Origin of the sequence: Mycobacterium branderi, assembly GCF_010728725.1 — a bacterium.
Lineage (GTDB): Bacteria > Actinomycetota > Actinomycetes > Mycobacteriales > Mycobacteriaceae > Mycobacterium > Mycobacterium branderi.
Genome location: NZ_AP022606.1, coordinates 3,400,950 through 3,426,100, shown reverse-complemented (window position 1 = coordinate 3,426,100; position 25,151 = coordinate 3,400,950). Strand labels below are relative to the sequence as shown.

Sequence of the window (25,151 nt, the reverse complement as noted above, 5' to 3'; positions counted from 1 at the left end):
GTCAGGCGACGGTCCAGGTGTCGCGCCCCCGCAGCAACGCTTGCAGTGCGGAGCGGTCCGGTGGGGCAGTCGCCGCGGAAGCAGTCACCTGCGCACGTGCGGCGTCGTCGTAGGTGGGCCGGCTGACCTGACGGAAGATGCCCATCACGGTGTGTTCGAGGTTCTGGTCGGACAGCCGCGACAACGCGAACGCGTAGGCCGAGTCGGTGGTGTGCGCGTCGTGCACGACGATCTCGTCGGCACTGACGTCGGCGGTCTTGGCCACCTCGAGGCCGAATCCGGAACGCACCACGCAGTATTCGTCGTTGGCGCCGAAGATGATCGGCTCGCCGTGGTGGACGTTGATCACCCGCTCTTCGGAGCCTTCTTTGCGCAGCGCGTCGAAAGAGCCGTCGTTGAAGATCGGACAGTCCTGCAGGATCTCGACCAGGGCCGACCCGCGATGGGTGGCCGCGGCGCGCAGCACCTCCGACAACCCCTTGCGGTCGGAGTCCAGCGCGCGGCCCACGAAACTCGCTTCGGCGCCCAGCGCCAGCGACACCGGGTTGAACGGCTGGTCGAGCGATCCCATCGGGGTGGACTTGGTGACCTTGCCGACCTCGGAGGTCGGCGAATACTGGCCCTTGGTCAGACCGTAGATCCGGTTGTTGAACAGCAGGATCGTCAGGTTGACGTTGCGCCGCAGCGCGTGCACCAAATGGTTGCCGCCGATCGAGAGCGCATCGCCGTCGCCGGTGACCACCCACACCGACAGGTCCTCGCGGGCGAGCGCCAACCCGGTCGCGATGGCCGGCGCGCGACCGTGGATGGAATGCAGACCGTAGGTCTCCAGGTAGTACGGAAAGCGGCTGGAGCAGCCGATACCGCTGACGAACACGATGTTCTCGCGGCGCAGCCCGAGCTCGGGCAAGAAGTTGCGGATGGTGTTGAGGATGACGTAGTCACCACAACCGGGGCACCAGCGCACCTCCTGGTCACTGGTGAAGTCCTTGGCCTTCTGCGGCTGGTCAGTGGTGGGCACCCCGCTCAGCGCGCTCAACCCCAGGTCGTGGCCGATCAGGTCCGTCATGCGTCAGCTCCTGCTCCAACCGTCGCCGCTGCCATTCTGGCGACCATCGCCTTGTCTTCCTCGATCTCGGCCAGCGTGCCGCCCAGCGCGGCGCTGATAAGGCGGCTCACTTCGTCGGCCAGGAACGACAGTCCCTGCACCTTGGTGACCGACTGGATGTCCACCAAATACTTCCCGCGCAGCAGCAGCGCGAGCTGGCCCATGTTCATCTCTGGCGCCACCACTTTCGGGTAGCGGCGCAGCACGTCGCCCAGGTTGGCCGGGAACGGGTTGAGATACCGCAGGTGGGCGTGCGCCACCTTGATGCCCCTGCGGCGCGCCCGCCGGCACGCCTCCCCGATCGGGCCGTAGGTGCTGCCCCACCCGATCAGCAACAACTCGGCGTCACCGGTCGGGTCGTCGACCTCGAGGTCGGGGACGCGAATGCCGTCGATCTTGGCCTGGCGCAACCGAACCATCAGGTCGTGGTTGGCCGGCTCGTAGGAGATGTTGCCCGACCCGTTGGCCGCCTCCAGGCCGCCGATGCGGTGCTCCAAGCCCGGAGTGCCGGGAATTGCGAACTGCCGCGCCAGGGTCTCTGGGTCGCGGGCGTACGGCTGGAACGGTTCACCGGCCTTGGCGAAGGTGTGCTCGATGGGTTCCAGGGTGCTGACGTCCGGGATCTGCCACGGCTCGGAGCCGTTGGCAATTGCGCCGTCGGACAACACGATCACCGGGGTGTGGTAGGACACCGCGATGCGCACCGCCTCCACCGCCGTCTCGAAGCAGTCCGACGGCGACCGCGGCGCCAACACCGCGACGGGCGATTCGCCGTTGCGGCCGTACATCGCCTGCAGCAGGTCGGCCTGTTCGGTCTTGGTCGGCATGCCGGTCGACGGGCCGGCCCGCTGCACGTCGATCACCAGCAGCGGCAGCTCGGTCATCACGCCGAGCCCGATGGCCTCGGACTTCAGCGACAAGCCCGGCCCCGAGGTGCTGGTGACCCCGAGCGCGCCGCCGTAGGCCGCGCCCAACGCGGCGCAGACGCCGCCGATCTCGTCTTCGGCCTGGAAGGTGATGACGTTGAAGTTCTTGTGCTTGGACAGCTCGTGCAGGATGTCGGAGGCCGGCGTAATCGGATAGCTGCCGAGCACTACCGGGATGTCGGCGAGCTGGCCGGCGGTGACAATCCCGTACGCCATCGCGGTGTTGCCGGAGATCTGCCGGTACTCCCCCGCCGGCAGCTTCGCCGGAGACACGTCGTAGGTGGTGCCGAACGCCTCGGTGGTCTCGCCGTAGTTCCAGCCGGCCTTGAGCGCCAGCACGTTGGCCTCGGCGATGTCGGGCTTGCGGGCGAACTTCTCGCGGATGAAGGTCTCGCTGGTTTCGATGGGCCGCCCGTACATCCAGGACAGCAGACCGAGCGCGAACATGTTCTTGGCCCGCTGGCCGTCCTTCTTCGAGGCGCCGATGGCCTCGACGGCGCCCAGCGTCAGCGTCGTCATCGGCACCGCCTGCACGACGTATTCGGACAGCTCCCCGGACTCCAGCGGGTTGTCCTGGTAACCGACCTTGGCCAGGTTGCGCTTGGTGAACTCGTCGGAGTTGGCGATCACCAGCCCGCCGCGCGGCAGGTCGCCGATGTTGGCCTTCAGTGCAGCCGGGTTCATCGCAACCAGCACGTCCGGGCGGTCACCGGCAGTGAGGATGTCGTACTCGGCGATTTGAATCTGGAACGACGAGACGCCGGGCAGGGTGCCCTGCGGGGCGCGGATCTCGGCCGGGTAGTTGGGCTGGGTGGCCAAGTCGTTGCCGAACAACGCGGCCTCGGAGGTGAACCGATCACCGGTGAGTTGCATGCCGTCACCGGAGTCCCCGGCGAAACGAATGACGACTTGTTCCAGCTTCTGCCGCTTGGCTGCGGCCGTGCCGGCTGAATGAGATTCTGACCTGGCTCCGTTGTCGTTCGGACCCACGTCCCCGCCTTCCGTCGCTGTCTATCGCACGGGCACTCTGCGGTGCGCCTGCCGGTACCTGCCGTCGGAGTGAGCCCCGGCCGCGTTTTATGTCACTGGCAGTACCGATTATTGCACTGCTCTTAGGGTTTCATTCACGCCAGCGCCCATCACCACAGTAGCGCTATCGGTCCAAAAATCGAGGTCAGACGCGCGGCGTGGAAGCGTGCAGGTGCGAAGTGTGGTGTTCATCACTTTTGCTGGAATGCGAAGTCTAAGAACAAAACCTACGCATGAGTAACATTAGCTAGCACCCCGCCGGGGCCGCGAATCAGGCGCTCTTGTCGCGTCGCTCGGTGCGCGACGGCTTGCGCGGCACGATCGTCGGCAACACGTTGTCCTGCACCGTCTCCTTGGTCACGACGACCTTGGCGACGTCGTCGCGGCTGGGGATGTCGTACATCACCGGCAGCAGCACTTCTTCCATGATCGCCCGCAAGCCGCGGGCGCCGGTGCCGCGGTGGATCGCCTGCTCGGCGATGGCCTCCAGCGCATCCTGCGTGAATTCCAGTTCCACGCCGTCCATTTCGAAGAGCCGAGTGTATTGCTTGACCAACGCGTTCTTCGGCTGGGACAAAATCTTGACCAGTGAGTCCATGTCCAGGTTGGTCACCGACGCGACCACCGGCAGTCGGCCGATGAATTCCGGGATGAGCCCGTACTTGATCAGGTCTTCGGGCATCACCTCGGCGAAGTGATCGGTGGTGTCGATCTCGGCCTTGGAGCGGACCTCGGCGCCGAAGCCCAGCCCGCGTTTGCCGACCCGGTCGGAGACGATCTTCTCCAGCCCGGCGAATGCGCCGGCCACGATGAACAACACGTTGGTGGTGTCGATCTGGATGAACTCCTGATGCGGGTGCTTGCGCCCACCCTGCGGCGGCACTGACGCCTGGGTGCCCTCCAGAATTTTCAGCAGCGCCTGCTGCACGCCTTCGCCGGAGACGTCGCGGGTGATCGACGGGTTCTCGCTCTTGCGCGCGATCTTGTCGACCTCGTCGATGTAGATGATGCCAGTCTCGGCGCGTTTGACGTCATAGTCGGCGGCCTGGATCAGCTTGAGCAGAATGTTCTCGACGTCCTCACCGACGTATCCGGCCTCGGTCAGCGCGGTGGCGTCGGCGATGGCGAACGGCACGTTGAGCATCTTGGCCAGCGTCTGGGCCAGGTAGGTCTTGCCGCAGCCGGTGGGTCCCAGCATCAGGATGTTGGACTTGGTCAGCTCGACGGGCTCGCCGGAACGGGAAGTCTTGTCGCCGGCCTGGATGCGCTTGTAATGGTTGTAGACCGCGACCGCCAGTGTGCGTTTGGCGGTGTCTTGGCCGATGACGTAGCCCTCCAGGAATTCGCGTATCTCGGCCGGCTTGGGCAGCTCATCGAGTTTGACGTCGTCGGCGTCGGCGAGTTCCTCTTCGATGATCTCGTTGCACAGGTCGATGCACTCGTCACAGATGTATACGCCGGGGCCCGCAATGAGCTTCTTGACCTGCTTTTGGCTCTTCCCGCAGAAGGAGCACTTCAGCAGGTCACCGCCGTCTCCGATGCGCGCCATGGTGCTGGGGGCCTACTTCCTGTTCACCGTTCGTGTGGTATGCCGCGTGTATTTCCCGACGCTACCCGCTTGCTCCGGCGCGACGCGACCGTTAAGGCCGAATCGCGTCAGTGATATTCGTGCCTGTCTGCTGCGAACATATCGCCTCACGGCGCTTGGCGCGCCTCGTAACGCGCCGCCGTGTCCCTGGCGTGTCGCGGCCGTTACTGGACCGATTCGCGGGCCCTACCCTGGGCCCGTGGGAATGGCCGTGCCCGAGGATACCGTGTTGATCGGCGACGGTGGCCTGGCCACCGAGCTGGAGGCGCGCGGCAACGACCTTTCCGACCCGTTGTGGTCGGCGAGGCTGTTAGTGGACGCGCCAGCGGAGATCGAGGCTGTGCATCGAGCGTTCTTCCGCGCGGGAGCGATGTATGCGACCACGGCCAGCTATCAAGCCTCGTTCGACGGTTTCGCCGCTCGCGGGATCGACCGGAGGGACGCCGTTCGGCTGCTGCGCCGCAGCGTCGAGCTGGCCAGAGCAGCGGGTCCCTGGGTTGCCGCATCGATCGGGCCGTATGGCGCGGCGCTGGCCGACGGGTCGGAATACCGCGGGCGATACGGGCTTTCCGTGGCGCGGTTGGAGTCCTGGCATCGTCCGCGGTTCGAGGTGCTGGCCGAGGCCGGCGCCGACGTGCTTGCACTGGAGACAGTGCCCGACGTCGACGAGGGCGAGGCGCTGGTGAACCTGGTCCGTGGGCTGGGGGTGCCGGCCTGGCTGAGCTACACGATCGACGGCGCCTTTACCCGGGCCGGGCAGCCGCTGGCCGAGGCGTTCGCGGTGGCGGCGGGTGTGCCGGAGATCGTCGCGGTCGGGGTCAATTGCTGCTCACCCGACGACGTGCTGCCGGCGATCTCGATGGCGGCCGAGACGGGCAAACCCGTCATCGTCTATCCCAACAGCGGAGAGCGCTGGAACGGCGCCCGCCGCGCCTGGGTCGGGCCGTCGCGATTCTCGGCCCAGCTTGTGCCGCAATGGGTTTCGGCGGGAGCGCGGGTGATCGGCGGGTGCTGCCGGGTGCGGCCGGCCGACATCGCCGAGCTGGCCGCCGCGCTGCGGTGATTACGCCGGCTGCGCCGAGAGCTTCCGGTACTCCAGCACGGTGTCGATGATCCCGTAATCCTTGGCCTCTTCGGCGGTCAGGATCTTGTCGCGGTCGGTGTCCTTGCGGATCACCTCGGCCTCCTTGCCGGTGTGGCGGGCCAGCGTCGTCTCCATCAGCGTGCGCATCCGCTCGATCTCGGCGGCCTGGATTTCCAGATCGGAGAACTGGCCCTGAATCACGCCCGACAGCGACGGCTGGTGAATCAGCACCCGCGCGTTGGGCAGCGCCATCCGCTTACCGGGTGTACCGGCGGCCAACAACACCGCCGCGGCCGAGGCGGCCTGCCCGAGGCACACCGTCTGGATGTCGGCGCGCACGTACTGCATGGTGTCGTAAATCGCCATCAGCGACGTGAATCCGCCGCCCGGGGAGTTGATGTACATCGTGATGTCGCGGTCGGGATCCAGCGACTCCAGCACGAGAAGCTGCGCCATGATGTCGTTGGCCGACGCGTCGTCGACCTGGACGCCGAGGAAGATGATGCGCTCCTCGAACAGCTTGTTGTACGGGTTGGATTCTTTGACGCCCCAACTCGAGTGCTCGATGAACGACGGCAGGATGTAGCGAGCCTGCGGCTGGATCTGAGGAGTCATCGGGCTTCTCCATTGACGGGGGCGTTGGTGATGATGTGGTCGACGAACCCGTATTCCAGGGCTTCGGCAGCGGTGAACCAGCGGTCGCGATCGGAGTCGGCCATGATCCGCTCGATCGGCTGGCCGGTGAATTCCGCGTTGAGCCGGAACATCTCCTTCTTGATGACGGCGAACTGCTCGGCCTGGATGGCGATGTCGGCCGCGCTGCCGGTCACGCCGCCCAGCGGCTGGTGCATCAGGATGCGGGCGTGCGGTAGCGAGTAGCGCTTGCCTTTGGTGCCAGCCGCCAGCAGGAACTGGCCCATCGAGGCGGCCATGCCCATCGCGTAGGTGGCGATGTCGCACGGGGCGAGCACCATCGTGTCGTAGATCGCCATGCCGGCGCTGATCGATCCGCCCGGGGAATTGATGTACAGCGAAATGTCTTTGGTCGGGTCTTCGGCGGCGAGCAGCAGAATCTGCGCGCAGAGCCGATTGGCGATGTCGTCGTTGACCTCAGAACCCAGGAAGATGATGCGCTCAGAGAGCAAGCGCTCATAGACCGAGTCGACGAGGTTCAGACCCTGCGTGTTCGAACGCATGTCACCGCTCACAGTGGACTACCTGCTTTCTCGTGTTCGTCTATGTTCGACACTAACCAACCGGCGCCGTGGTGCACTCCCCCAAGTGCCCGCGTTCGCTCAGAGCTTCACTCGACGTCGTCCGCCGGCTCGTCGGCCTCGTCGGCCCCCTCCGTGCGCCGACCGAAGAACTCGCTGGTGTCGATCACATTCCCGTCGGTGTCGGTGACCGTGGCCGCCTCGACCACCGCGGCGATGGTCAGGCCGCGGCGCACGTCGGCGAACATGGCCGGCAACTGGTTGTTCTGCTGGATATAGGTCAGCAGTTGCTGCGGCTCCACCCCGTATTGCTGCGCGGTCATCACCAGCCGCTCGGTGAGGTCGTCCTGGCCCACCTGGATGTCCAAGTCGTCGGCCAGCGCGTCGAGCAGAAGCTGGGTCTTGATGGCCTTCTCCGCACCGGCGCGGGTGTCGGCATCGAACTCCTCGCGCGACGAGCCCTGCTCGGCAAGCGCCGCGGCGAATTTGGCTTCGTCGTGGTCGAAGCGGTGGATGGCGTTGTGCAACGCGTCGTCGACCTGAGCCTGCACGACCGCCTCGGGTAGCGGCATGTCGACCTGCTCGAGCAGGGCGTCGAGCGTGGCGGTGCGGATTGCCTCCGCCTGCTGGATGCGCTTGACCCGTCGCACCTGCTCGGCCAGGTTGGCCCGCAGCTCCTCGATGGTGTCGAATTCGCTTGCCAATTGGGCGAATTCGTCATCAGGCTCGGGCAGTTCGCGTTCCTTGACCGACCCGACGGTCACGGTGACCTCGGCGTCCTTCCCGGCGTGCGGGCCGGCGGCCAGCTTGGTGGTGAAGGTTTTCGATTCGCCCGCCGAGAGCCCGACGATCGCTTCGTCGAGCCCCTCGACCAACTGGCCGGACCCGACCTCGTGGGACAACCCCTGCGTCGTCGCCTCCGGCACGTCCTCGCCGTCGACCGTGGCGGACAGGTCGATCGAGACGAAGTCGCCGTTGGCGGCGGGCCGGTCGACCCCGGTGAGCGTGCCGAACCGGGCCCGCAGCGACTGCAGCTCGGCGTCGACGTCCGCGTCGCTGACCTCGATGGGGTCGACGGTGATCTTCAACGAACTGAGGTCGGGCAGCGTGATTTCCGGGCGGACGTCGACCTCGGCGGTGAACGTCAGCTCCTGGCCGTATTGCTTGTTGGTCACCTCGATGTCGGGCTGGCCCAGCGGGCGGACCTCCGATTCCGTCACCGCCTGGCTGTAGCGGCTGGGGAGGGCTTCGCTGACGACCTGGTCGAGCATCGCTTCGCGGCCGAAGCGCGCCTCGAGCAACTTTGCCGGCGCCTTGCCGGGACGGAAACCGGGCAGTCGCACCTGCTTGGCCAGCTCCTTGTAAGCACGGTCGAAGTCGGGTTCGAGCTCCGTGAACGGCACCTCGACATTGATCCGAACCCGGGTCGGGCTCAACTGCTCGACGGTGCTTTTCACGGCTGTGCTCCTCGATCTCGGTTCTGATGGGCTTCGGCGCTCGGTGCGGAGTCGGGGTGACAGGATTTGAACCTGCGGCCTTCCGCTCCCAAAGCGGATGCGCTACCAAGCTGCGCTACACCCCGCGGTGACCTCGCGATCCTACGGCCCGGCGACGCAGTCCCCGGCAGCGACCTCACGGCAAGGTCACGGGACGGCGTCATTTGGATTTGATGTCGGACGCGCCGTACAGTCTGGCTCGAGTTGTGCATGCGGGCGTAGCTCAATGGTAGAGCCCTAGTCTTCCAAACTAGCGACGCGGGTTCGATTCCCGTCGCCCGCTCGAAGCGGGGGTAACCCGGCAGGAAGGCTCAATGAGCGACGTCGAAATCCAGGGCATGTGCGCGTCGGGTTTCGAGAAGGTTCGCGACGCGTTCCGCCAGAACTTCGCGCTGCGCGGCGAGGTCGGCGCCGCTGTCGCCGCCTGGGTGGACGGTGCTCTCGCGGTCAATCTGTGGGGCGGCTCCGCGGACGCGGCTGGCGAACGGCCCTGGCGGGAAGACACCCTGGCCACCGTGCTTTCGGGCACCAAAGGGCTGAGCAGCACGTGCGTGCACCAGCTCGTCGAGCGTGGCGTGATCGATCTGAATGCGCCGGTAGCCCGGTATTGGCCGGAGTTCGGGCAGGCCGGCAAAGAGGCCATCACCATCGCGATGGTGATGAGCCATCGGTCGGGGGTGATCGGCCCGCGCACCCGGATGCCGTGGGAGAAGGTCGCCGACTGGGATTTCGTCTGCGAGCAGTTGGCCGCCGCCGAACCGTGGTGGGAGCCGGGCACCGCGCAGGGCTACCACATGACCACGTTCGGGTTCATTCTCGGCGAGGTGGTGCGCCGCGTCACGGGCCGAACGATCGGCCAGTACCTGCGTACCGAAATCGCCGAGCCGATGGGGATCGACGTGCATATCGGCCTGCCCGCCGCGCAGCAGCACCGCTGCGCCGATCTGGTGAACAAGCCGCATATCCGCAAGATGCTGGCCGATGTCAATGCCCCGGGCTACCCCACCTCGCTGGATCAGCACCCCAAGGCGGGGCTGGCGGTTTCGATGGGGTTCGCCCCCGACGACGAGCTGGGCTCCAATGACTTGACGCGGTGGCGCGCACTGGAATTCCCGGGCACCAATGCGCAGGTGTCGGCGCTGGGGCTGGCGACGTTTTACAACGCGCTCGCCCAGGAGAAGCTGCTGTCCCGCCGCCACATGGAGCTGGTCCGGGTGCCGCAGGGTGGCTTCGAAACCGACCTGGTGCTGGGTCCGCGGGTCGCCGACCACGGCTGGGGCCTGGGCTACATGCTCAACCAGCGCTGCGTCAACGGACCCAATCCGCGGATCTTCGGGCACGGCGGGTTGGGCGGCTCGTTCGGGTTCGTCGACTTAGAACATCGAATCGGCTACGCGTATGTGATGAATCGGTTCGACGCCACCAAGGCCAATGCCGACCCGCGCAGTGTCGCGATGTCCGGCGAGATCTACGCCGCGCTGGGCGTCAAGGGAAACTGACCTCGACGTCAGCAAGCGACGGTCGCGGCGTTGGCCGCGACCGTCGCTTGCGGTAGTCAGATGCGGTTAGTGGCGGGGTCCGCCGGGGTGATCCCCTGGGCCACCGGGCCCGCCGGGGTGGTCGTCGGGGCCACCGGGACCGGGGTGCCATCCGGGGCCACCGGGCGGCGGCCCGCCAGGTCCCCAGCCGGGTCCCCAGTGCGGGTCGGGATGTGGGTTGGGTCCGGGCCCGCGCCAGTTTTCGTGGCAGCCGTTCCAGTCCCAGTTAGGCCCCCAGCCAGGGTCCCAGAAGTCACCCGGGCACCATTGCGGGAAGGGGCCGGGCTGGGCGTGGGCGTCCGATGCGGCGCCGACACCAGCCAACCCCAGACCGACGGCGACGACGGCTGTTGCTGCGGTGATGTGTGCGATTCGTTTCACGCAGTCCTTCGTATCAAACGAACCTGTGCGCCAGATGTGAGTAAGTTTTGAATGGAATGCGTTGCGCGCCAACCTTGATCAACGCCGTGAGCTATCGCTGGCATTCGGGGCACCAGAAGACATTGCGGCCTTCCAGTTCCGCGGTACGCACCGTCGTCCCGCACACCCGGCACGGGTCGCCGGCGCGCCGGTACACATACGTGCGCGGGCGGTCGGGCAGATACGACGGGGCGCCGTGGTCGTGCTCGGGGCGTACCACGATGATCTTGCCGCGGCGCAGGCCCACTTTCATGAGTGCGACCAAATCCGTCCACGCCGCCGTGAATTCGGCTTCGGTGATCGCCCGGCCGAGCCGATAAGGGTCGATCGCGTGGCGGAACAGCAACTCGCTGCGATAGACGTTGCCCACACCGGCGATCACCGTCTGGTCCATCAGCAGTGCGCCGATTGGCCTGCGGGACTTGGTGATCCGCGTCCACGCCCACTGTGGATCTGCGTCGCGGCGCAACGGGTCGGGGCCGAGCCGGGCTACCACGTCGGCCACTTGGGCGTCGTCGAGCAGCTCGCACACCGTCGGCCCTCGTAGGTCGGTGCCGTACTCGGTGCCGACCATCCGCATCCGCACCTGACCGACCGGCGCCGGCATCGGAGTGGCGTGTTCGGTGAAGGTTCCGTAAAGGCCAAGGTGCACATGCACTATCGGGCCGTCCGCGTAGTGGTGGAACAAATGCTTGCCCCACACACTTGTGCGTCGCAGCACTCGGCCGTCGACGGCGGCCGCCGCTGCCGCGAACCGGCCCTGAGGGCTTGACACTGCAACCGGTGCGCCGGCGAACCGCCGCTGATGCAGCCGCGCCAGCCGGTGCAGGGTATGACCTTCGGGCACAGCGTTATTCGGCCGGGGCGCCGGGCACCGGCGGCGCCTGATGGGTGCGTTCGTATTCGGCCAGGATGTCGATACGACGTTGGTGGCGTTCGGCTTCCGACCACGGCGTGCTGACGAACGCGTCGACGATGGCCAGCGCCTCGGGGACGGTGTGCATCCGCCCGCCGATACCGATCAGCTGCGCGTTGTTGTGTTCGCGTGCCAGTGTCGCGGTTTCCACGCTCCAGGCCAGCGCGCAGCGGGCCCCGGGTACCTTGTTGGCCGCGATCTGCTCGCCGTTGCCCGATCCGCCGAGCACGATGCCCAGGCTGCCGGGATCGGCCACCGTGCGCGACGCGGCGGCGATGCAGAATGCCGGATAGTCGTCCTCGGCGTCGTAGCTGAACGCGCCGCAGTCGATCGGCTCGTGGCCTGCCTTCTGCAAGTGTTCGAAGATCTGCTGCTTGAGCTCATAGCCGGCATGGTCGGAACCGAGGTAGACGCGCATCCCGACATTCTTTCACTGCCGCGAGCGTGCGCGTCCCCGGCCGACACACCGCGCAAATTCCCGGGATTGCGCCGGCTCGCGCTAGTCGAATTGCGGCCGTTCGGTGCGGGTCCGCTTCAACTCCCAGAAGTGCGGGTAGGAGGCAAATGTCACCGAGGCGTCCCACAGCTTGCCGGCCTCCTCGCCGCGCGGGATCTTCGACAGCACAGGGCCAAAGAAGGCCACGCCGTTGACGTGGATGGTCGGCGTGCCGACGTCCTCGCCGACGGCGTCCATCCCCGCGTGGTGGCTCTTGCGCAGCGCCTCGTCGTAGGCGTCGCTCTCGGCGGCGTCGGCCAGCTCGGCCGGCAGTCCGACCTCGGCCAGCGACTGCTTGATGACGTCGTCGAGGTCCTTGTTGTCTTCGTCGTGAATGCGGGTGCCCATCGCCGTGTACAGCGGCGCGAGCACCTTGGCACCGTGAACCTGCTCGGCGGCGATCGCAACCCGCACCGGCCCGAATGCCTTCGCCAGCCGTTCGCGGTATTCCTCGGGGAGGTCGTCGCGGCCTTCGTTGAGCACCGCCAGGCTCATCACGTGGAATTTCACGTCGATGTCGCGGACCTTTTCGACCTCCAGGATCCAGCGCGACGTGATCCATGCCCATGGGCACAGCGGATCGAACCAGAAATCGGCGACTGACTTCTCGGGCATGGGGGTCCTCTCGTCGGCGGTGCAGATAACCGTCCAGCACAACCGTAGCCGCGGCACGCCTGTTCCCGAGACCGGGTTATCGCGGCGACCCGCTGCGCCCGGCCGCTACGTTGGACCCGTGGCTCTTCCCAACCTCACCCGTGACCAAGCAGTCGAACGCGCCGCGCTGATCACCGTCGGCAGCTACCGGATCAACCTGGATCTCACCGATGGAAACGGCGGGCCCGGCGAACGCACCTTCCGCTCGATCACGACCGTCGAGTTCGACGCGCTGGCCGGCGCGGACACCTTCATCGACATCGCCGCCGACCGAATTCGCAGTGCCACCCTCAATGGCCGCGACCTCGACGTGTCGGCGTATGACGAATCGACCGGTATCGCCCTGACCGGCCTGGCCGAGCACAACGTCGTCGTCGTCGACGCCGACTGCCGCTATACCAACACCGGCGAGGGTCTGCACCGCTTCGTCGACCCCGTCGACGACGAGGTGTACCTCTACTCGCAGTTCGAAACCGCCGACGCCAAGCGAATGTTCGCCTGCTTCGACCAGCCCGACCTCAAGGCGACGTTCGATATCACCGTGACCGCGCCGGCGCACTGGCAGGTGGTCTCCAACGGGGCCCCCGTCAGTACCGAGCGCGGTCTGCACACCTTTGCCTCCACACCGCGGATGAGCACCTACCTGGTGGCGCTGGTCGCCGGGCCCTACGCGAAATGGACAGACACCTACAGCGACGAGCACGGCGAGATCCCGCTGGGTGTCTTCTGCCGGGCGTCGCTGGCGCAGTACATGGATCCGGAACGCCTGTTCACCGAGACCAAGCAGGGATTCGGCTTCTACCACAAGCACTTTGGTGTGCCCTACGCGTTCGGCAAGTACGACCAGCTGTTCGTACCCGAGTTCAATGCCGGCGCAATGGAAAACGCCGGTGCCGTCACTTTCGTGGAGGACCTGGTTTTCCGCAGCAAGGTTACCCGGGCCGCCTACGAGCGGCGCGCCGAAACGGTGCTGCACGAAATGGCGCACATGTGGTTCGGCGATCTGGTCACGATGCGGTGGTGGGATGACCTGTGGCTCAACGAATCCTTCGCCACCTTCGCGTCGGTGCTGTGCCAAAGCGAAGCCACCGAATACACCCAGGCGTGGACCACGTTCGCCAACGCCGAGAAGTCGTGGGCCTACCGGCAGGACCAGTTGCCGTCGACGCACCCGGTGGCCGCCGATATTCCCGACCTTGCCGCGGTCGAGGTGAACTTCGACGGCATCACCTACGCCAAGGGTGCTTCCGTGCTCAAGCAGCTCGTCGCCTACGTCGGCCTGGAGCAATTCCTGGCCGGGCTGCGGGACTACTTCCGCGAGCACGCCTTCGACAACGCGACGTTCGACGACCTGCTCAGCGCACTGGAAAAGGCTTCGGGGCGAGACCTTTCCGATTGGGGACGGCAATGGCTCAAGACCACCGGGCTGAACACGCTGCGCGCCGATTTCGACGTCGACGCCGACGGCCGCTTCACCCGGTTCTTTGTGAATCAGAGCGGCGCCGAGCCGGGTGCGGGTGAGACCCGGGTGCACCGGCTCGCGGTGGGCATTTATGACGACGACGGCGCCGGCCGGTTGGTGCGCGTGCATCGCGAAGAGCTCGACGTGACCGGGCCGAGCACGGAAGTCCCTGCGCTCGTTGGTGTTTCGCGCGGACAACTGGTACTGGTGAACGACAACGACCTGACCTATTGCTCGCTGCGGCTCGACCCTTCGTCGCTGGACACTGCCTTGGAGCGGATTGCCGACATCGCCGAGCCGTTACCTCGCACGCTGGTGTGGTCGGCGGCGTGGGAGATGACCCGCGAGGCCGAATTCAAGGCGCGCGACTTCGTGGCGCTCGTGTCACGCGGTGTCGTCGCCGAAACCGAAGTCGGTGTCGCGCAACGTCTTTTGCTGCAGGCGCAGACCGCGTTGGGCTCCTACGCGGAGCCGGGTTGGGCTAGCTCCGAAGGGTGGCCGGCGTTCGCGGATCGGTTGCTGGAACTGGCGCGCGGCGCCGACGCCGGCTCCGATCACCAGCTGGCCTTCGTCAATGCGCTGTGCTCGTCGGTGCTTTCGCAACAGCACTCGGACGTGTTGTCGGCACTGCTGGACGGCGATCCCGCCGACGTGGGACTGGCCGGCCTGGATGTGGATACCGACTTGCGCTGGCGCATCGTCGTCGCACTGGCCAGATCCGGCGTGGTCGACTCCGACGTCATCGACGCCGAGGTTCAGCGCGATCCGACCGCTGCCGGCAAGCGGCACGCCGCGCAAGCCTCCGCGGCGCGGCCGCAGCCAGCAGTCAAGGAGCAGGCGTGGACGACGGTGGTAGAGGACGACACGCTGCCGAACGTCACCGGCCGGTCGATCATCGCCGGCATCGTCTCACCGGGACAGGCCGAGTTGCTCAAGCCGTTCACCGCGCGCTACTTCGCCGACATCCCCGGGGTATGGGAGCGCCGGTCCAGCGAGGTGGCGCAGACAGTGGTCATCGGCCTGTACCCGTCGTGGGACATCAGCGACGACGGTGTCGCCGCCGCCGACGAGTTCCTCGCCGACCCGGAGGTGCCGCCGGCGCTGCGGAGGCTGGTGCTCGAGGGGCAGGACGGTGTCAAGCGGGCACTGCGGGCGCGTCGGTTCGACGCGGGCTGATTATGGGTCACGGGGTTGGAGGTGGCCCCACGATCTCGATGCCGTAGGACGCGGCCATCGCGGCCAGGGCCGCCGGGTCGGGCGGCAACTCGTCGGCGGCCGGCGTGCCCGCGGTCTCGGCCGGCGTGCCGGCGGCGAGCGTGAACCGCTCGAACCCAGCTGGGGTATGCAGGGTGAGGAACCGGGCCTGGGGGCTGGTCACCACGAAGGCGTGCGGAAGCCGGCGCGGCAGAAACGCGACCGCACCAGCACCCACGGCCTGCGCCTCGCCGTTCACCTCGACGCGTAGTTCTCCGTCGAGCACAAGGAACGTCTCCTCATCGGCGTTGTGCCGGTGCATGGGGCTGTTGTAGCCGCGCTCTGCCTGATGCTCCAGGATCGCCAGCTGCCCGACCGTCGCATCGCCGCCGGCCCGCACCCGGATGAGGCCGCCCAGAAACCGCACCACCTGCTGAGTCTCAGGAGTCAAGAACGCGGGCGCTGCCGCGCCACGTTCGTCGTGAAAGGTCATGCACAGATCAGACGGCAGCGAACCCTATTTGTCTACGTCGAGGTTTGTGTGGGTGCCGTTGGCGTATGCCGTCTGACTCGCGAGCGTGCGCAAAATGCCGCGCGTCGTCGGCGTGTCGTGTACAGACGCGCACGCTCGCGGCCAAAGGGGGCTAGGCCGGCGAGATGCCGGAGCTGATCACTCGCACCGCGCTGACCAGTCCGTCGATCAGGTCACCGTCGGCGAACGCGGAGGCGGCCGCGGCCACACCCAGCGGCGCGGCCGATTCGGCGCCGCGGCCGCGGACCTGCGATCCGTAGACCACCTCGATCGCGTGCTGGTCGGGCGAGACGGCGATCAGCACCGCGTTGTCCGGCGTCGGCACCTTGGCCAGGATTTCGCGGGCCCGGGCGGCGGTGTCGTCACCCAGGTCGCCGATGTAGACGGCGAACCGTGCGCCGGCTGCCCGCGACCCGTAGGTCAGCGCGTCGTCGATGGCGACCAGGTCCTTGATCGGGAACGGGTAATGCACCGAGACGTCTCCGGGCTCGGTGACCCCGGAGATGCGCCCGCTTGCAGTGACCACCCAGCCGCCGGGCAGCTCGGGCGGAGCAACGGTTGCGACTTCACCACTTGCCACTGGCGCCACCTCCCACGCTGAACTCCGTGTCGTGGCCGTGGTGGCCGCCGATCTTCTCGTCGGTCGCAGCCCACAGGATCGGCGGATGCGTCCACGGCTCGGACATCTTGTAGGTCGCCGGGTGCGCGCCCTTATGCGACCAGATCAAGGCCACCAGTACGAGCACCAGCAGCAGCGGGATTCCCACGAAGTAGAGGTGGATCTCCATCATGCTCACGACGCAAACCGTATCCCATCGCGAGCGAGCTAGGCGGCCCCCTCACCCAGATACCGCGCCCAGGCCGGGTCGAGCTCCTTGACCGTCGACAACAGTCGCCAGTGCTGTCCCTTCGGTGACGTCGGCGCCAACCGCAGCGACCAGCCCAGCTCGGTCAGCAGCCGGTCACCCTTGCGGTGGTTGCATGTCGAGCAGCACGCCACGCAGTTCTCCCAGGAGTGATCGCCGCCGCGGCTGCGGGGCACCACATGGTCGACGGTGTCGGCCTTGGCGCCGCAGTAGGCGCAGCAGAACCGGTCGCGGTGCATCAGCGCGGCGCGGGTCATCGGGACCCGGGCGCGGTACGGCACCCGGACGTAGCAGCGCAGCCGGATCACCGAGGGCACCGCGATCGCCCTGGTCGCCGAGTGAATGACCGGCCCGGCCGGATCGTCGTGCACGACGTCGGCCTTGCCGCAGATCAGCATGATGATCGCGCGTCGCATCGGCAGCGCGGTCAGCGGCTCGTAGGTGGAGTTCAGCAGCAGCACCCGCCGGCGATTCCACAGAGACCCGGTGTCGTGCTGGACGGAGGGACGACTGTCGACACTGTGCAGGCATGCACCGGCCGGGCTGGCCGCGGCACCGGAACTGCGGTGGCCGCGGCGTCTCTTATGCTGCGCCATACGTCCTCCGCCGAACAGTCCACCATGATTCGGCGCCGATCGCATGCCAAATTGGGCGGTGTGCGCTGGTCAATCCGATGAACAACGGGTGCGGGCCATCGACCAGGCGCCGCGATGCCCCACAATGGGAAGCGATGGAACCGGTACAACAGCAGTCCTTTTACGACGCCGTCGGCGGCGCCGAGACCTTTCATGCCATCGTGTCGCGCTTCTACGAGTTGGTGCCGCAGGACGAGATCCTGCGTGAGGTGTACCCCGAAGACGACCTGGCCGGCGCCGAGGAGCGGCTGCGGATGTTCCTCGAGCAGTACTGGGGCGGGCCGCGCACCTACTCCGAACGGCGCGGTCATCCGCGGCTGCGGATGCGGCACGTCCCGTTTCGCATCTCGCCGATCGAGCGCGACGCCTGGTTACGGTGCATGCACATCGCGGTCGCGTCGATCGACTCGCAGACCCTCGACGACGCACACCGCAAAGAGTTGCTCGACTACCTGGAAATGGCCGCGCACTCGCTGGTCAACGCGCCGTTCTGATGGCGGCTCCCTGGTGGCGCGACGCAGTCTTTTACCAGGTCTATCCCCGCTCCTTCGCCGACAGCAACGGCGACGGCATCGGCGACCTGGACGGGGTGACGGCGCGCCTGGACTACCTGGTGCAGCTGGGCATCGACGCGATCTGGATCAACCCGGTCACCGTGTCGCCGATGGCCGACCACGGCTACGACGTCGCCGATCCGCGTGACGTCGACCCGCTGTTCGGCGGGCTAGCTGCCCTGGAGCGGCTGATCACCGCGGCCCACGACCGCGGCATCAAGATCACCATGGACCTGGTCCCCAACCACACCAGCTCGCAGCACCCGTGGTTTGCCGCCGCGCTGGCCGCGGGCCCCGGAACCGACGCGCGCAAGCGCTACATCTTCCGCGACGGCCGCGGTCCCGGCGGCGCCGAGCCGCCGAACAACTGGGAGTCGGTGTTCGGCGGGCCGGCCTGGACCCGCGTCGTCGAACCCGACGGCAGCCCGGGGCAGTGGTATCTGCATCTGTTCGACGCCGAACAGCCGGACCTGAATTGGGACAACCCGGAGGTTTTCGACGATTTCGAGAAGACGTTGCGGTTCTGGCTGGAACGCGGGGTCGACGGTTTTCGCATCGACGTGGCACACGGGATGGCCAAGCCGCCGGACCTGCCGGACATGGCGTCGGTCGAGAACAACCGGATGCTGCGCAACAAAGACGACGACCCGCGGTTCAATCACGCCGGCGTGCACGCGATTCACCGTGACATCCGCCGGGTGGTCGACGACTATCCGGGCGCGGTGACCATCGGCGAGGTCTGGGTCTACGACAACGCCCGCTGGGCGGAGTACCTGCGGGCCGACGAGCTGCACCTCGGCTTCAATTTCCGGCTGGTGCAGGCGCGCTTCGGAGCCGCCGCCATCCGCGACGCGATCGAGAACTCGCTTGCTGCCGCGGCGATCGAGAACGCCACGCCCACTTGGACTTTGTCCAACCACGACGTCGACCGGGAGGTCACCCGCTATGGCGGCGGGGCGGTGGGGCTGAACCGCGCGCGGGCGATGGCGATGGTGATGCTCGCACTGCCCGGAGCGGCGTTCATCTACAACGGCGAGGAGCTTGGTCTGCCCAACGTCGAGCTGCCCGACGAGGTGCTGCAGGATCCGACGTGGGAACGCTCCGGCCACACCGAACGCGGACGCGACGGGTGCCGCGTTCCGATGCCATGGTCCGGTGAGACTCCCCCGTTCGGGTTTTCGACGACGCCTGACACCTGGTTGCCAATGCCGCCGCAGTGGGCAGCGCTGACCGTCGAGAAGCAACAGGCCGACGCCGGCTCGACGTTGGCGTTCTTCCGTCGTGCTCTCGAATTGCGAAGGCAGCGTGAAGAATTCGGCGGTAGCGAGATCGAGTGGCTGCCCGCACCGCGCGGAGCGTTGATGTTCAAGCGGCCGAGTGGGCTGGTGTGCGCACTCAACGCGGGCAAGCGACCGCTGCGACTGCCGGACGGTGATGTATTGCTGGCCAGCACGCCGGTGTCCGACGGTCATTTGCCGCCGAATGCCGCGGCGTGGCTGGTGTAAGGCGCTACAGCAGCACGCGGTGGCGACACACCGAGCCGAACCGCGCATCGAGCCGCAACCAGGTCGGCAGAATCCGAACCCGGACGATTTCGTCGGCATCGACGGCATCCGGTGATTGCGGCAGGAAACCCATTGCGGTAAGGGCGAATACGCAGCGCATCGGGACACCGACGCTGACGTCGCCGGCGCTGACCCGCACCACTTCCTGGTCGAGCAGCGACGCCGGAGGGCCGTGGGCGCTGCCGTGCTCCTTGGCCAACGCGGCGCCACGCTGCGCCAGATCTAGCATCAGCCGCGCCGGCACATCGTCGAGGTGAGCGAAACCCTTCTCAGGCGGCAATGCCCCGCGCCACGCGGAATCCATCGGGAAGCCGGGATCGACGTAGCCGGCACTGTCCATCGCCGAGAGCCCGCGCGCCAATTGGTCTGCGGCCACGGACAAATCGTCTGGTCGCACAATACCGGCCACCACCCTGCTGGCCAGCACGTCGAAACCCGTGGCCACCCAGGCGGTCACCACCTGATCGGAGCGGGCGCGCAGCCGGATCACCGCGGCGTCGTCCAGCCGCAACGCCCGCTCGACGAATGCCGCCAGATCCGCGCGGTGTGCCGGGTCCAGCCACAGCCCCCGCTCGGCTACCGCAGCCACCGTTGCAGATATTCCCGGTGCTGCGGCGTGAGCCGCACCAGCCGCTGTTCGTCGATATGGACTGCGGCCAACTGTGTTTCGGCGATCACGGCCGGTTTGGACGCCCGATCGGCGTTGACCGAGCGCACCTCGTAGCCGATGGTGAAATCCACCGCTCGCAACCGCTTCACCCACATCGTCACCTGCAGCGGCGAATCCGCCAGGCGCAGCTGGTCTTTGTAGGTCACCCGCACGTCGGCGATCAACAGGCCGATCGTGGTGATGTCGGCACCAAAGGGTTCGCGCAGGAACGGGACGCGGGCCTCTTCGAGAATCGTGACCATGGTCGCGTGGTTGATGTGCTGGTACATGTCGATGTCCGACCAGCGCACCGGAACCGGTGCGACGAATCCTGTGGTATCTATGCGCCGCTCCTCCTCATCGCTTCGCTCTGCATCGTCGCTGGCGGTCACCCTGACGATCCCCGTCCGCTCGTTCGTGTCATACGCCGAATCTGGCGCGCTGCCACCGACAATGTCGCCAGATCCTTTTGGCCGCTCTCGTAGATCTCGGTGAGCGTCCGGCGCGCCCGCTCGACCCGCGACGCGCTGGTGTGTTCCCATTCGGCGATCTTCTCTTCCCCACTTTCATCCGGTTCACCCACGGCCAGCACGTCGAAACACAAGGCCCGCAACGACGCGTAGATGTCGTCGCGAATCGCCAACCGGGCCAACGAATGCCACCGGTCCCTGCGCGGCAGTTCGGACACCGCGGTCAGCAGTCCGTCGGTACCCAGGCGGTCCATCAGCGCGAAATAAGTGTCGGCGACCTCGGCGGCGTCACGGTCGTCGATGTCGGCGATGTCGATGATGTCCAGCAAGCTGTACCGGTACAGCCCGGTGGCCACCATGTAGGCCAGCTCCTCGGACGCGCCCTGCGAAATGAATTCACCGGCTTCCTTTTCCACGATCGCCTTGTCGTCGCCGCGCAGCCACTCCGACATCCGCGGCGTCAGCTCCTTCACATCCTTGGCGAATCGGTTGACCTCGGCACCGACCGCCAGCGGCTGCGGACGGTAGTTGAGCAGCCAGCGTCCCGCGCGGTCGACCAGCCGCCGGGTATCCAGCGTCATCCGGTCGGACAGCGTAACCGGCACGTCCGCGTCCCGAATCTGCCGCCATATCTCCCCGACTCCGAAAATCGCATCGGTCGCAACATAGGCGCGGACGGCGTCGACCTGGCTCACCCCGACGTCCTCGGTGATCCGGTACGCGTACGTGATGCCGCTGGTGTCCACCAAATCGTTGACCAGCATGGTCGTAACGATCTCGCGACGCAGTTGGTGCGAGCGGATCTCGCTGCCGAATCGCTGCCGCAGCACCGTCGGGAAGTAGGTCGGCAACCGGGCGACGAACACTTCCTGGTCCGGCAGGTCGGTGGCCAGCAGTTCGTCTTTCAGTCCGAGTTTGACGTGCGCCATCAGCGTGGCGAGCTCGGGTGAGGTCAGCCCGAGGCCGGCTTCGGCGCGCCGGTGAATCTCCTTCTCCGACGGCAGCGCTTCGAGTTCCCGGTTGAGCCCGCGTTCGGCGACCAGGTAGCGGATCTGGTCGGCGTGCACCGGCAGCAGGCTTGCGGCGTTGGTCCGGCTGGTGCCCATCAGATCGTTCTGGTCGACGTTGTCAGCCAACACCAATTCGGCGACCTCGTCGGTCATCGACTCCAGCAGCCCGGTGCGCTCGTCGGGCTTGACCTTGCCGGCGGTGACCAGCGCGTCGATCAAGATCTTGATGTTGACCTCATGGTCGGAGCAGTCCACACCGGCCGAGTTGTCAAGAGCGTCGGTGTTGATCCGGCCGCCGCACAGATCGAACTCGACACGGCCCAGCGACGTGACGCCGAGATTGCCGCCTTCGGCAATCACCTTGGCCCGCACCTGGTTTGCGTTGACCCGCACGGCGTCGTTGGCCCGGTCTCCCACGTCGACGTCGGACTCCGTTTCGGCCTTGATGTAGGTGCCGATTCCACCGTTGTAGAGCAGATCCACCGGCGCCTTGAGGATCGCGCGCACCAGGTTGGGCGGCGCCATCTCGGTGACGTCGTCGTCGATGCCCAGCGCGGCGCGGACCTGCTCGCTGATCGGAATCGCCTTGTGCTCGCGGCTGAACACCCCGCCGCCCTCGCTGATCAGCGACGTGTCGTAGTCGCCCCAGTTGGAGCGGGGCAGCTCGAACAGCCGCTTCCGCTCTTGCCATGAGCGCGCCGCGTCGGGATCCGGGTCGAGGAAGATGTGCCGGTGGTCGAAGGCCGCCACCAGCCGAATGTGCTTGGACAGCAACATGCCGTTGCCGAACACGTCGCCGCTCATGTCGCCGATGCCGACGACGGTGAAGTCCTCGCTTTGGGTGTCGACGCCCATTTCCCGGAAGTGCCGCTTGACGGCTTCCCACGCGCCGCGCGCAGTGATGCCCATGGCTTTGTGGTCGTAGCCGACTGACCCGCCGGAGGCGAACGCGTCGCCCAGCCAGAAACCGTAGGATTTGGCGACGTCGTTGGCGATATCGGAGAACGCGGCGGTGCCCTTGTCGGCGGCGACCACCAGGTAGGCGTCGTCGCCGTCGCGGCGCACCACTTCGGGTGGAGCGCTGACCTCACCGGTGGTGTGGTCGACGTTGTCGGTGATCTCCAGCAGCCCGGAAATGAACATCTTGTAGCAGGCGACGCCCTCCTCACGGCCGGCGTCGCGATCGCCGGCCGGGTCGCCGGTGGGCAGCGGCGGCCGCTTGACGACGAATCCGCCCTTGGCGCCGACCGGCACGATGACGGCGTTCTTGACGGCCTGCGCCTTGACCAGGCCCAGGATCTCGGTGCGGAAGTCGTCCCGGCGATCCGACCAGCGCAGCCCGCCACGCGCGACGTGGCCGAAGCGCAGATGCACACCCTCGACACGCGGCGAGTACACGAAGATCTCGAACTTGGGCCGCGGCAGCGGCAGCTCGTCGACCAGTTGGGCGTCCAGCTTCACCGACAGCACATTTTTGGCTCGCACCGAATCTTTGCGTGTCACAAAGTAATTAGTTCGCAGCGTCGCCTGGATCAGCGACGCGAACGCCCGCAGGATCCGGTCGGTGTCCAGGCTCTGCAGGGCGTCGATGTCCTCGGTGACGGCGGCGGCCGCCGCTTGCGCGTCACGGCTCGTGGATGTGTCCGACGGGTCGAACAGCGCCTCGAAGAGCGCCACCAACGCCGCTGCGGTGTGCGGGTTCTCGTTGAGCACCGATTCGATGTGGGGCTGGCTGTAGGGAAAAGCAGCCTGCCGCAAGTACTTCGCGTAGGCGCGCAGCACCTCGACCTGTTGCCAGGTGAGGTTCGCCCGCAGCACCAGTTCGTTGAACCGGTCGATCTCCACGCGGCCCTGCCAGATCGCGGTCACCGCGTCGGCGAACCGCTGCGCGGCGGCTTCCCGCTCGGGCCCCTCGGCGGCCAGTGAAATCGTGGGATGCGGCGAGATCTTGAACTGGTAGATCCACACCTCTAACCCGTCGGCCCGGGTGACGGTGAATGGACGCTCCTCCAGCACCACCACACCCATGGACTGCAGCATCGGCAGCAGTCGGCTCAACGACGCCGTCCGTCCGCCCAAATACCAACTGAGCAGCGCTATCCCGTCGTCTTCGTCATGGTCGGAGAACACCAGCTTGACCGAGTTCTCGGCCAGCTCTTCGATGACGAAGATGTCGTTGATGGCGTCCACCGGGGCGACGGCCTGTTTGTAGGCCTCCGGGAACGCCGCCGCGTAATGCTCGGCCACCGTTTGGGAGACGGCGGAGCCCTCGGCCGCGACGCTGAGCAGCCGGTCGGACCAGGTGCGGGTTGCCTGGGTCAGCATCGCCTGGATTCGTTGCCGATTTGCTTCCGAGGTATCGACGCTGCCGGGTCCGTCGGCCAGGCGGACCATGAAATGCAAGAGCGCCCAGGGTGATTCGCTGACGCGGGCGGTGAATTCGAGGCTGGTGCCGCCGAGCTCGCGGACCAGGATGTCTTCGATCTCCAAGCGGACGGCGGTGGTGTAGCGATCGCGCGGCAGGTACACCAGGCAAGACACGAAGTGCTCGAGGCGGTCGGCACGCAAGAACAGCAGTGTGCGCCGCCGCGGTCCGAGATCGACCACCGCCTTGGCCATCGACAGCAGCTGTGCCGCGCTCAGCGCGAAAAGCTCTGAGCGCGGGACAGTTTGGATGACGTCGAGCAGCAGCTGACCCGGATGGCTGGCGTCAGTTCCGGCCAGGTCCAGTGCCTGGCGGACCCGGCGGGAGATCATCGGGATCTCGAGTACGTCGGCGTTCATCGCGGTGACGGTGAAGAGGCCGATGAAGCGGTGCTCGAGGGCGCCGCCCGTCGCGTTTTCGCGGACCGCGATGACGTAGGGGTAGGCCCCGTAGCGCAGGTAGCTGGCGACGGTCGCCTGGGCGACCACCAGCAATTCGCCCTCGGCGGTCAGGCGCGGGCGGGTGCTTTTGCGCCCGCGCAGCACGCCGAGGCCGCTGGATTCGTCGGTCGTCACCAGGCCGTCGCGCACCGCGCAACGCTGGTAGCCGAGCAGGACGAAGTGCCCATCGGCCAGCCAGCGCATCAGGGCGGCGGCATCCCGGCGATCGGACCCCCGGTAGCGGCCTTGGGCATCGGTTTCTACATCGGTAGCCAGATCCTTCAGCGCAGTGCTCATTGCGGCGGAATCCGCGGCGACCCGGCGCACGTCGGCGAGCACGCCGGGCAGGAGGCGCGCGGCTTCTGCCAGGGCCTTGCGGTCGACCGACGGCGAGAGTTGCACGTGCAGCCAGGTCTCCTCGGGCCCGGCGCCCTCGACGGTCGCCGGCTCGACGCTGAGCAGATTTCCGGTGTCGTCCCGGTGCACGCTGAATGTCGGGGTCATGATCGCCGCGTAGGCCACCCCGAGCCGGTGGAGTAGAACGGTGACCGAATCGGTCAGCATGGCGCCGTGGTCGGTGACGACTTGCAGTGCCGGGCCGAATCCGGCCGGATCGTCGGCCGGATAGACGGCGACGCGGCTTTCCCCGGCACGGCGGTGCCGGCCCAGTTGGTAGTGCGCGCCCAGCAGGGCCGTGCCCACCAGGCCGGCGGGCCGGTCTGTGTCAGCGGCGTCGTCGTGCGAGCCGCGGTAGGTGTCGGCGTAGGCGGTCGTGATCCAGTCGGGGATGTCGTCCGCAGCCGTGAATTGGGTCCAGTCGGCGCGGGTAGCCCGCGGATCACCCGTCATGCCGACTGCTCCTGACTACGCACGCGTACCA

22 protein-coding genes and 2 tRNA genes are annotated in these 25,151 nt (G+C 66.9%); 6 read left to right on the top strand and 18 right to left on the bottom strand.

Features of this window, described 5'->3' with window-relative positions; all coding sequences use genetic code 11:
• Position 1: 1 nt before the first annotated feature.
• From G6N47_RS16765 to clpX, 3 genes are all read right to left on the bottom strand, one after another.
• Positions 2–1,069, bottom strand: a complete 1,068-nt coding sequence (locus G6N47_RS16765; protein WP_083131526.1) for a 2-oxoacid:ferredoxin oxidoreductase subunit beta — start codon at positions 1,067–1,069, stop codon at positions 2–4.
• Complete coding sequence (locus tag G6N47_RS16760; protein WP_083131525.1) at positions 1,066–3,024, bottom strand: 2-oxoacid:acceptor oxidoreductase subunit alpha; 1,959 nt, start codon at positions 3,022–3,024, stop codon at positions 1,066–1,068. Before G6N47_RS16760 ends, G6N47_RS16765 begins: the two co-directional genes overlap by 4 nt.
• 310 nt (positions 3,025–3,334) lie before the next feature.
• Entirely contained in the window at positions 3,335–4,612 is a 1,278-nt protein-coding gene (clpX, locus tag G6N47_RS16755; RefSeq protein WP_083131524.1) for an ATP-dependent Clp protease ATP-binding subunit ClpX, read from the bottom strand.
• Between the two features lie 244 nt (positions 4,613–4,856).
• On the opposite strand from clpX, the gene mmuM reads away from it, so the two are divergent.
• Complete coding sequence (gene mmuM / locus G6N47_RS16750) at positions 4,857–5,714, top strand: homocysteine S-methyltransferase (RefSeq protein WP_083131647.1); 858 nt, start codon at positions 4,857–4,859, stop codon at positions 5,712–5,714.
• On the opposite strand, the gene clpP2 is transcribed toward mmuM, so the two are convergent.
• From clpP2 to G6N47_RS16730, 4 genes are all read right to left on the bottom strand, one after another.
• Positions 5,715–6,350, bottom strand: a complete 636-nt coding sequence (gene clpP2 / locus G6N47_RS16745) for an ATP-dependent CLP protease proteolytic subunit ClpP2 (protein WP_083131523.1) — start codon at positions 6,348–6,350, stop codon at positions 5,715–5,717. It abuts the gene before it with no gap.
• Complete coding sequence (locus tag G6N47_RS16740; protein ID WP_083131522.1) at positions 6,347–6,931, bottom strand: ATP-dependent Clp protease proteolytic subunit; 585 nt, start codon at positions 6,929–6,931, stop codon at positions 6,347–6,349. Before G6N47_RS16740 ends, clpP2 begins: the two co-directional genes overlap by 4 nt.
• Positions 6,932–7,038: 107 nt before the next feature.
• Complete coding sequence (tig, locus tag G6N47_RS16735) at positions 7,039–8,406, bottom strand: trigger factor (RefSeq protein WP_083131521.1); 1,368 nt, start codon at positions 8,404–8,406, stop codon at positions 7,039–7,041.
• A 51-nt stretch (positions 8,407–8,457) separates the two neighbouring features.
• Positions 8,458–8,531, bottom strand: a tRNA-Pro gene (locus tag G6N47_RS16730).
• A gap of 126 nt (positions 8,532–8,657) precedes the next feature.
• On the opposite strand from G6N47_RS16730, the gene G6N47_RS16725 reads away from it, so the two are divergent.
• Both G6N47_RS16725 and G6N47_RS16720 read left to right on the top strand, forming a co-directional pair.
• Positions 8,658–8,728: transfer RNA gene (locus G6N47_RS16725), tRNA-Gly, on the top strand.
• A gap of 31 nt (positions 8,729–8,759) precedes the next feature.
• Entirely contained in the window at positions 8,760–9,944 is a 1,185-nt protein-coding gene (locus G6N47_RS16720) for a serine hydrolase domain-containing protein (RefSeq protein ID WP_083131520.1), read from the top strand.
• 66 nt (positions 9,945–10,010) lie between these two features.
• Here G6N47_RS16720 and G6N47_RS16715 read toward each other — a convergent pair whose 3' ends face one another.
• The 4 genes from G6N47_RS16715 to G6N47_RS16700 all read right to left on the bottom strand — a co-directional run bounded on the left by G6N47_RS16715 (position 10,011) and on the right by G6N47_RS16700 (position 12,430).
• Positions 10,011–10,364 carry a hypothetical protein gene (locus G6N47_RS16715; RefSeq protein WP_163659665.1) on the bottom strand — a complete coding sequence of 118 codons (354 nt, stop codon included), beginning with the start codon at positions 10,362–10,364 and terminating at the stop codon, positions 10,011–10,013.
• A gap of 91 nt (positions 10,365–10,455) precedes the next feature.
• On the bottom strand, positions 10,456–11,250 hold the full coding sequence (locus G6N47_RS16710; protein WP_083131519.1) for an Fpg/Nei family DNA glycosylase: 795 nt from the start codon (positions 11,248–11,250) through the stop codon (positions 10,456–10,458).
• Positions 11,251–11,254: 4 nt separating this feature from the next.
• On the bottom strand, positions 11,255–11,737 hold the full coding sequence (locus G6N47_RS16705; RefSeq protein WP_083131518.1) for a ribose-5-phosphate isomerase: 483 nt from the start codon (positions 11,735–11,737) through the stop codon (positions 11,255–11,257).
• 81 nt (positions 11,738–11,818) lie between these two features.
• Positions 11,819–12,430 carry an Rv2466c family mycothiol-dependent reductase gene (locus G6N47_RS16700; protein ID WP_083131517.1) on the bottom strand — a complete coding sequence of 204 codons (612 nt, stop codon included), beginning with the start codon at positions 12,428–12,430 and terminating at the stop codon, positions 11,819–11,821.
• 118 nt (positions 12,431–12,548) lie between these two features.
• Between G6N47_RS16700 and pepN the strand changes: the two genes are divergently transcribed.
• Complete coding sequence (gene pepN / locus G6N47_RS16695; RefSeq protein ID WP_083131516.1) at positions 12,549–15,107, top strand: aminopeptidase N; 2,559 nt, start codon at positions 12,549–12,551, stop codon at positions 15,105–15,107.
• Between the two features lie 7 nt (positions 15,108–15,114).
• Here the strand turns inward: pepN and G6N47_RS16690 are convergent, their stop codons facing one another.
• The 4 genes from G6N47_RS16690 to G6N47_RS16675 form a co-directional block, all read right to left on the bottom strand.
• Positions 15,115–15,618, bottom strand: a complete 504-nt coding sequence (locus tag G6N47_RS16690) for a cupin domain-containing protein (RefSeq protein ID WP_083131515.1) — start codon at positions 15,616–15,618, stop codon at positions 15,115–15,117.
• A gap of 151 nt (positions 15,619–15,769) precedes the next feature.
• A complete protein-coding gene (locus G6N47_RS16685) occupies positions 15,770–16,237 on the bottom strand; it encodes a DUF5130 domain-containing protein (RefSeq protein ID WP_083131514.1) in 468 nt (155 codons plus the stop codon).
• Positions 16,224–16,445, bottom strand: a complete 222-nt coding sequence (ctaJ, locus tag G6N47_RS16680) for an aa3-type cytochrome oxidase subunit CtaJ (RefSeq protein ID WP_083131646.1) — start codon at positions 16,443–16,445, stop codon at positions 16,224–16,226. The genes G6N47_RS16685 and ctaJ overlap by 14 nt, the downstream gene beginning before the upstream one ends.
• Before the next feature lie 38 nt (positions 16,446–16,483).
• A complete protein-coding gene (locus tag G6N47_RS16675; protein WP_083131513.1) occupies positions 16,484–17,119 on the bottom strand; it encodes an HNH endonuclease in 636 nt (211 codons plus the stop codon).
• A gap of 134 nt (positions 17,120–17,253) precedes the next feature.
• On the opposite strand from G6N47_RS16675, the gene G6N47_RS16670 reads away from it, so the two are divergent.
• Positions 17,254–17,652 (top strand): globin, encoded by a 399-nt coding sequence (locus G6N47_RS16670; RefSeq protein ID WP_045380678.1) that lies wholly within the window; start codon positions 17,254–17,256, stop codon positions 17,650–17,652.
• Positions 17,652–19,217 (top strand): glycoside hydrolase family 13 protein, encoded by a 1,566-nt coding sequence (locus tag G6N47_RS16665; RefSeq protein WP_083131512.1) that lies wholly within the window; start codon positions 17,652–17,654, stop codon positions 19,215–19,217. The genes G6N47_RS16670 and G6N47_RS16665 overlap by 1 nt, the downstream gene beginning before the upstream one ends.
• A gap of 4 nt (positions 19,218–19,221) precedes the next feature.
• On the opposite strand, the gene G6N47_RS16660 is transcribed toward G6N47_RS16665, so the two are convergent.
• From G6N47_RS16660 to G6N47_RS16650, 3 genes are read right to left on the bottom strand one after another with little or no spacing between them, the layout of a single operon-like run.
• Entirely contained in the window at positions 19,222–19,866 is a 645-nt protein-coding gene (locus G6N47_RS16660; protein WP_083131511.1) for a hypothetical protein, read from the bottom strand.
• The gene (locus tag G6N47_RS16655; protein WP_264007111.1) at positions 19,854–20,270 is read right to left on the bottom strand and encodes an acyl-CoA thioesterase; all 417 of its coding nucleotides are present in this window, start codon (positions 20,268–20,270) and stop codon (positions 19,854–19,856) included. The genes G6N47_RS16660 and G6N47_RS16655 overlap by 13 nt, the downstream gene beginning before the upstream one ends.
• Positions 20,271–20,314: 44 nt before the next feature.
• On the bottom strand, positions 20,315–25,120 hold the full coding sequence (locus tag G6N47_RS16650) for an NAD-glutamate dehydrogenase (protein ID WP_083131510.1): 4,806 nt from the start codon (positions 25,118–25,120) through the stop codon (positions 20,315–20,317).
• Positions 25,121–25,151: the final 31 nt, after the last annotated feature.

Excerpts from the sequence above, each read along its gene's own strand:
- G6N47_RS16665 (WP_083131512.1), top strand. The coding sequence starts at position 17,652 with ATGGCGGCTCCCTGGTGGCGCGACGCAGTCTTTTACCAGGTCTATCCC.
- clpP2 (WP_083131523.1), bottom strand. The coding sequence starts at position 6,350 with ATGACTCCTCAGATCCAGCCGCAGGCTCGCTACATCCTGCCGTCGTTC.
- G6N47_RS16740 (WP_083131522.1), bottom strand. The coding sequence starts at position 6,931 with ATGCGTTCGAACACGCAGGGTCTGAACCTCGTCGACTCGGTCTATGAG.
- G6N47_RS16675 (WP_083131513.1), bottom strand. The coding sequence starts at position 17,119 with ATGGCGCAGCATAAGAGACGCCGCGGCCACCGCAGTTCCGGTGCCGCG.
- G6N47_RS16765 (WP_083131526.1), bottom strand. The coding sequence starts at position 1,069 with ATGACGGACCTGATCGGCCACGACCTGGGGTTGAGCGCGCTGAGCGGG.
- clpX (WP_083131524.1), bottom strand. The coding sequence starts at position 4,612 with ATGGCGCGCATCGGAGACGGCGGTGACCTGCTGAAGTGCTCCTTCTGC.
- G6N47_RS16720 (WP_083131520.1), top strand. The coding sequence starts at position 8,760 with ATGAGCGACGTCGAAATCCAGGGCATGTGCGCGTCGGGTTTCGAGAAG.
- ctaJ (WP_083131646.1), bottom strand. The coding sequence starts at position 16,445 with ATGGAGATCCACCTCTACTTCGTGGGAATCCCGCTGCTGCTGGTGCTC.
- mmuM (WP_083131647.1), top strand. The coding sequence starts at position 4,857 with ATGGCCGTGCCCGAGGATACCGTGTTGATCGGCGACGGTGGCCTGGCC.
- G6N47_RS16705 (WP_083131518.1), bottom strand. The coding sequence starts at position 11,737 with ATGCGCGTCTACCTCGGTTCCGACCATGCCGGCTATGAGCTCAAGCAG.
- G6N47_RS16650 (WP_083131510.1), bottom strand. The coding sequence starts at position 25,120 with ATGACGGGTGATCCGCGGGCTACCCGCGCCGACTGGACCCAATTCACG.
- G6N47_RS16670 (WP_045380678.1), top strand. The coding sequence starts at position 17,254 with ATGGAACCGGTACAACAGCAGTCCTTTTACGACGCCGTCGGCGGCGCC.
- G6N47_RS16690 (WP_083131515.1), bottom strand. The coding sequence starts at position 15,618 with ATGACCTTTCACGACGAACGTGGCGCGGCAGCGCCCGCGTTCTTGACT.
- G6N47_RS16700 (WP_083131517.1), bottom strand. The coding sequence starts at position 12,430 with ATGCCCGAGAAGTCAGTCGCCGATTTCTGGTTCGATCCGCTGTGCCCA.